This window comes from Anaeroplasma sp., assembly GCF_034179385.1.
Classification (GTDB): Bacteria; Bacillota_I; Bacilli_A; order Acholeplasmatales; family Anaeroplasmataceae; genus Anaeroplasma.
This window is the reverse complement of record NZ_JAXFPY010000092.1, coordinates 1-7,412: the sequence shown is the minus strand read 5'-3', so window position 1 is coordinate 7,412 and position 7,412 is coordinate 1. Positions and strand designations below refer to the sequence as shown.

5 protein-coding genes are annotated in these 7,412 nt (G+C 28.0%); all 5 read left to right on the top strand.

Annotated elements, in window-relative coordinates:
- The coding region (locus tag SPJ17_RS06150) for a hypothetical protein (protein ID WP_321093646.1) at nt 1-1,038 on the top strand (1,038 nt) is incomplete at its 5' end.
- On the top strand, nt 1,029-1,943 hold the full coding sequence (locus SPJ17_RS06145) for a hypothetical protein (RefSeq protein ID WP_321093643.1): 915 nt from the start codon (nt 1,029-1,031) through the stop codon (nt 1,941-1,943). The genes SPJ17_RS06150 and SPJ17_RS06145, both read left to right, overlap by 10 nt.
- Nucleotides 1,936-2,673 (top strand): DUF6339 family protein, encoded by a 738-nt coding sequence (locus SPJ17_RS06140; RefSeq protein ID WP_321093641.1) that lies wholly within the window; start codon nt 1,936-1,938, stop codon nt 2,671-2,673. The genes SPJ17_RS06145 and SPJ17_RS06140 overlap by 8 nt, the downstream gene beginning before the upstream one ends.
- A 12-nt stretch (nt 2,674-2,685) precedes the next feature.
- Nucleotides 2,686-4,014 carry a Dam family site-specific DNA-(adenine-N6)-methyltransferase gene (locus tag SPJ17_RS06135; RefSeq protein WP_321093639.1) on the top strand — a complete coding sequence of 443 codons (1,329 nt, stop codon included), beginning with the start codon at nt 2,686-2,688 and terminating at the stop codon, nt 4,012-4,014.
- 60 nt (nt 4,015-4,074) lie between these two features.
- A complete protein-coding gene (locus SPJ17_RS06130; RefSeq protein ID WP_321093637.1) occupies nt 4,075-7,275 on the top strand; it encodes a helicase-related protein in 3,201 nt (1,066 codons plus the stop codon).
- Nucleotides 7,276-7,412 lie beyond the last annotated feature (137 nt).

The window sequence follows — 7,412 nt, the reverse complement described above, 5'->3', positions numbered from 1 at the left end:
ATATTTAAAAATAATAAGGCAAATGTTATTTCCCAATACAAATTATTAAAGGGAGAAACAGGAGTTCAAGTATTTGATATAGATACGGAATATGGTTCATGTAATTTATTAATATTACCTTATGCTAAAGAAGATGAAAATCTAGCTACACATAAATGTGCAATGATTAGACACCCATTAATGAAAATTAAGGATATTGATTTAGGAGCAAGTTTTAGAGTTTCAGCTATGTGTATTATTAATGATGACTCATTAGGAAAAGCATTAAGAAAAATAGAAAACCCTCAACATATTGATTGGGAACCAAAGAGAATAAAGAATGCTTCTCAAAGAAAAGAAATGCAAAATGTCCTAAAGGATATAAGAGAACAAATTACTAATGCGGTAATAGAATGTTTACAATTAGGAGATACTAATCCATTAGATCCAAATGGTGCTGGAGATTTCTTGCCAGATGAAGATATGGGCGATGGAAAAGAAGAAAAATCAGGCGATATGAGACCTGCTGAAAATGTAAGTGTATCTCCTGTCAAGGAAAATAAAACAGCAGAAAAGAATGCTAACAAAGAAGATGAATGTGGTCAAGGATTAGTTCCTGATATTGGCTCTACAGACGATAATACTGATGGAGATGTTGAGCATCCTAGTGGAACAAATGATAATCAAGGAGGAGGCTCTCACTCTGGTGAAGAAAGTAGTGGTAAAACAGAGGGAGAATCTATTATATTTGAACGCAGAAAATTAGCTGGTGTTAGATATAAAGTTATAGCATTAAATAAGAGCGGTAAAATTAGAGTAATCTTTACTGCTCCAATTGATTTTGATAAATGCTATTTAAATGTAAAACTTACAGATGATTCTAATAAAACATTTAATGTTGCCATTAATTCAATGACTTGTAATGGAGTTAATGTAGTAAGCAAGGATAATAATGAATTTGGTCCATTTGCTATCCATACAAATGAAAAGATAGTTTTAGATGTTGAAACTGATAATAATGGTTATTTCGCAAGTGAGGTGAAAGTTGTATGCAAGTAAAAAACAGATTATTCCCATACCCTGTTATAAATCACAATCTAATTTTATCTAATTTTGGTGCATGTGACTTTCAATTACTTTATGAAGGTGAAGAAACAGACAAAGTATATATTTTAAAAAATGCTAGATTCTTTACTGAAAGTAAATTGATTAATCAATTATATGATGAAGGAAAGATTATTGTAACTTGTATAGTGGAATGTTCATATACTGTATATAGAAAAAAATTCAATTTGACCAGAGAAGGCAAAGATATAGAATTGCCTAAAGTTGACTTCACTGAAAGAGTTGACATTTCAATGTTTGCAACAGCAACAGAAGATTTTACACTTGCATCTGATGAATTTGATGAGGATTATATTGGTATTGATTTTGAGATTGAGAAATATGACATTATTGGAGCTAATGATGGCTTTAATATTAGATTCAAACATGAAGAATCAGAAGAAAATTTAGCTGCATCAATCTTCTCAATTATTATAAGTCATGATTTTGAAGATGGTGCATATACTGTTGAATGCAATACAGGTAAGAAAATTGTAGTTACAATGTCAGAAAAAGACTATTTGAATTATAAAGTAATCTACACAGTTCCAACATTTAAGGAAGTATTCTTTAATATGTTATTGGTTCCTGCATTAATTGAAGGGTTAACACTATGTAGGATTTTCTTGAAAGAGGATTCTTCGAGAGATTTAGAAGATGTAGGTAATCAGTATTTATGGTTCAGGTCAATAATTAGTTCATATAAGAGATTAAAGGGAATAGATTTAACAATTGATGAGTTTAAAACTGTATCCCTATCATATTTTGCACAAGAATTATTAGGAAAACCATTAGGCTCATCCTTAGCGAAACTTGTGGAATTAACAAAAGGTACTACAGGAGGTGAGGACAGTGAGTAAAATTCATATTAAATTATTAAGTGAAAATGCATTAGCTCATATGAAAAAGAATATTGATGTCATTACCAAAAAGATTCAAGAAAATGAAGATAATAAATGGATTTATTCTGAGTTTCCAGAAAAAATGTTTATTGAGAAAAAATATGAAATTGATGATTTTAAAATAATCGATAATCCAGAATCAAAAGATAAAGAAATTGATTTGACAAACTCAATTACTATTTTCAATTCATTAAAAGTATTACCAAGATATGTTTTGACTGATGAACGATTCTGGTTATGGTTACACCTAGAAAAATTTTATAATGAAGTCAAGAGTATGATGACTGTGAAAGGAACATCAACTGTTTTAGACCACTGGATGCATAAACAAGGAACAAGAAGAGGTTTAATGTTTGGTGTACTATCTCGCTGCTATTATAGAGTTGCTTTCACTGTTGATGAATCTCTAACTAATAAATATGAACTTACAAAATGGGTAATTGAAAATCCAGAAAGATTTAGAAACTTAACATGGCGTTCTTTTTCTTCCGAAGAACACTTAGTTCGTGGTATAATAAAGGGCGAGAAAAAAGCAATTGATGAAAATCCATCATTAGAAAAGAATGATATATATCCTGAGATTGCAAAATATGTATCCATAATTGGTAGTGTAAGACTTCTTGATGTAATTTCAGAAGAAGATATAGCAGAGATGATTTGCTCAAAAACTAAAGAATTATTAGCATAGGAGCTGATTTTTATGAAGCCTTTTATAAAATGGGCTGGTGGTAAGCGCCAAATATTAAAGAGAATAAATGAATTTATTAAGGATTCCGAATATGAAGGTTCTAGTTATACATACATAGAACCTTTTTTGGGTGGTGGTGCAGTTTTCTTTGATAAATGCCCACAAAAGGCTATCATTAATGATTTAAATGAAGATTTAATAAATGCATATAGAGTTATTAAATCAGATAAATATACTGAATTAATAGAATTATTAAAGAAACACAAAGAAGAATATTTTGAGGATAAAGATGATCATTATTATACAGTAAGAGCATGGGATAGAGAAGAAAATTGGCCTAATAATCATAGTGATGTTGAAAGGGCTGCACGAATGATATTTTTAAATCGAACTTGTTATAACGGATTATATAGAGTTAATAGTAAAGGACAATTTAATACTCCAATTGGAAGATATGCCAATCCTACTATTTGTGATGAGCAAAATATAATTGAGATTCATAATTATTTTTCAAATCCTGATAATGATATTGAAATAATGAATGGCTCATATGAATATGCTATTAGAAAAGCTAAAGATGGAGACATTATTTATATTGATCCACCATATGATTATGAAGATGATGATGGATTCACAAAATATCAAATGAAAGGATTCACATTTGAAGACTTTGTGAATTTAAAAAAAGAATGTGATACTGCTATTAATAGAGGAGCCTTTGTGATAATGAGCAACAATGCAACAACGAAAGTTTTAAATCTTTTTAAGCAAGATCCTAAATATAAGATATTTTATGATGTTAATGAATTTCAAACCCTTAGAACTATTAATTGTAAAGGATCTGAAAGAAAAACAGGCAATGAAGCAATTTTTTGGGGAATGAATAATAATGTTCCATTTCCTCAAGCAAATGATATGAATAAAATTATTAAATTAGTTCTATCAGATGATATAGTTTTAAATAATAAGGAAGAAGCAATGAAGGTTATAGAAGTAACCACAGAGAGACAAGTTGCTTATTATTTATCAGCATTATTATTTTTAAAATATATTAATCATGATAAAGAATTTACAGAAAAAGCAATTAATTTAAAAAATGATGAAAGAATGTTAAAAAAAGATATTTATGAACAATTAAAAAATAATACTTTATTTAGTGAATCATATGAAAAGTATAAATCTATTCATAAAGTTAATGTGGATGAGTTAAAAGAAAAGATTGCAAAGACTAATCCATCAATGGCAGAATCTACGGTTAATAGACGTGCTTCGACTATAAGAGCATGGGTTGAGTGGATGTATGAATATGATCGAGATTCTCATAGCTTATTAAATATTTAAACTATAAATTTTAAATAAATATGATATAATTAGATTTAATTCGATTTAGAGGTGCTATATATGCCAAATACAGATTTAAGTATTTTTACAAATGTTGATACAGTTAAAATGATTGATAGAATGAAGATTGTTCTAAACAAGGCTGAATATTTTGATTGTCTTGTAGGCTATTTTAGAATTACAGGATTTTACTTGTTAAAGGAGCAATTAGAAAAAGTAAAAGAAATAAGATTTTTGGTTGGTTTAGGATTAGATGCTGATACTTCACAAGCCATAGCTTTGTCAATCTTTGATCAAAATGCTTTTAAAATAAGACCAAAGTTACAGCAACAAATAAAAGAAGAATTTGAAGAATCAGAAGACTCCATTGATGTTGAAAATGGTATTAGCACTTTTATTCAATGGCTTAATACAGGCAAAATAAAAGTAAGAGTATGTGCTGATAAAAATGTTCATGCTAAAGTATATATTATCAGAAATGATGAAACTATTAATCAATATCAATATGGTAATGTGATTACTGGTTCATCAAATTTTTCATATAGCGGTTTGGAAAAGAATATTGAGTTTAATGTCGAATTAAAGGACAAGCAAGATGTAGATTATTCTTTGCAATTCTTTAATAATTTATGGACCAACTCAATCGAAGTTACTGATGATGTTGTTCAAATTGTTAAAAAAGAGACATGGATGAATGCATCCATAACTCCATATAAAATGTTTTTAAAGACATTATATTCATATTTTGAGGATGAAATTGGTGATAATACTGTTGATATTGATTATCCTGATGATTTTATGAGACTTGAATATCAAGAACACGCTGTAATTCAAGCAAAGAAGATACTTGAAAAACATGGAGGTGTTTTTATTGCTGATGTAGTAGGTCTTGGAAAAACATATATTGCAGCTATGCTTGGAAAGTATTTAGGCGCAAAAAAAAGATTTTTATTCATAGTTCCACCAGTTGTAAAAGAATATTGGGAATATGTATTAGCTGAGTTTGGCTATAGTAAAAAGGATAAAGTTTATTCATTAGGTAAAATTGACCAATTATCAAAAGCTGATGATTTGTCTAAATATGATTACGTTTTTATTGATGAGGCACATAGATTTAGAAATATTGAATCTAAAGAATTTCAATATTTAAAACAAATTTGTTATGGAAAAAAAGGTGTTGTTTTAATTACAGCAACTCCCCAAAATAACTATATAACTGATATTTTTAATTTGATAACACTATTCCAAGATTCAAAAGAATCATCAATTATTCCAGGTACTCCTGATTTAGATGGTTTTTATCGTGGCCTAAAAGCAGAGTTACAAGCTCATAAGAATTCTGATGATTATAAAGATGTTCTAGATGGCGTAATGGCTGAAATCAGGGATAAAGTATTAAAACAAGTTATGGTCAGAAGAACAAGAACTGAAGTCACTAAATATTACAGTCAGGACTTAGAAAAACAAGGCTTAAAATTCCCGGTTTTACATGATCCTGAACGTAAAACATATATTTATAATGATGCAATGGACATTGCCTTTAATAAAACAATTGACTTATTAAAAAGAATTAAATATGCAAGATATACGCCATTATTATACATTATTCCATCTAAGCAAAAAGAAATTACAAAGGATAGAAAATCCGGTCAGGAAAATGCTAGAGGTTTCATTAAAGGAATGCTTGTTAAGAGATTAGAAAGTTCTATCTATGCTTTTAATGAAAGTATTAAGAGAATTGCTAAAAGTCAAAATGATTTCTTAAAAATGTATGAAGAGGATAAGATTGTTATAGGTAATATGTCTAGAAATAATAAATTTGATATTGATTACCTAATATCATTATCTGATGAGGAATTTGAAGAATTAATTTCTGAAAGAGATTTAATAAAAATAAACAAAGCAGATTTAGTCGCTGATTTTGAAAATGATTTAAAGAGTGATATTGCTATATTTAATGAATTAAAGGATCTATGGTCAAATTTTGACATTGAAAATGATGATGCTAAATATGATATTTTGGTGTCACTATTAAAGGAATTAAAGAAAAAGAATAATCCTAAAATTATTTTATTTTCAGAAGCAAAAGATACTATTGATTATCTAGATAAGAAATTAAACAAAGATTTTAATAATAGAGTAATAGCATATACTGGTTCTGATAACGAACATAAGAAGGATTATATTAAGCAAAACTTTGATCCAAACAATAAAGAGCAGTTAAATGAAAAAGATATTTTAATTGCAACTGATGCAATGAGTGAAGGTATTAATTTACATAAAGCATCAATAATCATTAATTATGATTTACCTTGGAACCCTACAAGAGTGATGCAACGTGTTGGTCGTATTAATCGTGTTGGTTCAAAATATGATGATTTATATGTATATAATTTCTTTCCTGCAGCAAACACAAGAGAACATTTATCTTTAGAAGATATGATTAAAGTTAAGATTCAAATGTTCCACACATTATTAGGCGAAGATTCTAAATATTTAACAGACGAAGAAGTAGTTGAACCACAAGAGTTCTTTGATGTTTTAATGATGAAAAATTTCAAGCTTACTGATGAAGGTGAGGAATTTAATTTAAATGCATCAAAGATGGAGTATTTAAAAATCATAAATGATGTAAGAAGAAATGATCCTATTTTATTTGATGAGATAAAGAATCTACCTAATAAATTACGATTGGCTAGAAAGTCAAATAATACTGAATTGCTTACATTTGTTAAAAAAGGTTCTATAAAAGAGTTTTTCTATACTGATGGAACGACATCACAAGCCTTGGAATTTGATAAAGCTATGGAAATGCTTAAAGCAAGTGAAGATGATGTAAGAATTGACTTACCTAATAATTATTATGATTATTTAAATTTAAATACATCTGCTTTTAAAGAGAAGGTTAATAATTATTTTGATAATGGTTTGAAAGCAAAAGGAACACCTAAAAATGAGAGAACTATTAATCAATATATTAAATGGTTAGAAAATCAAAATCTAAAATATGAAAGTAAAGATTTATTAGCTCAAGTAAAAAGTTTAATAAATCGTGGTGTACTTACAAATTATGTATATAAACAAATAATTGCATCGATTAAAGAAATGAAAATAAAATCTGACGCAGAAGAAATGATAAAATGCTTTGAAAATAATATTCCTACAGTGTATTTTAAAGGCGAAATTAATTATGATGTTGAGGATGTTACAAAGCAAAAAGAGGTAATTATATTATCTGAGTATTTCGTTAAGGAGGCCTAGAAATGAATCTGACAGAATTATTAGGACAACGTTATGATAAAAATAATTATATTAGATTTGTTAATCAATTTTTCTTAAATGCTAGTGCATATAATGTAAGCATTACGATTAATTCACAATATTCTGAATATATAAAA

Coding starts and splice junctions, on each gene's coding strand:
- SPJ17_RS06145 (WP_321093643.1), top strand. CDS start 1,029: ATGCAAGTAAAAAACAGATTATTCCCATACCCTGTTATAAATCACAAT.
- SPJ17_RS06135 (WP_321093639.1), top strand. CDS start 2,686: ATGAAGCCTTTTATAAAATGGGCTGGTGGTAAGCGCCAAATATTAAAG.
- SPJ17_RS06130 (WP_321093637.1), top strand. CDS start 4,075: ATGCCAAATACAGATTTAAGTATTTTTACAAATGTTGATACAGTTAAA.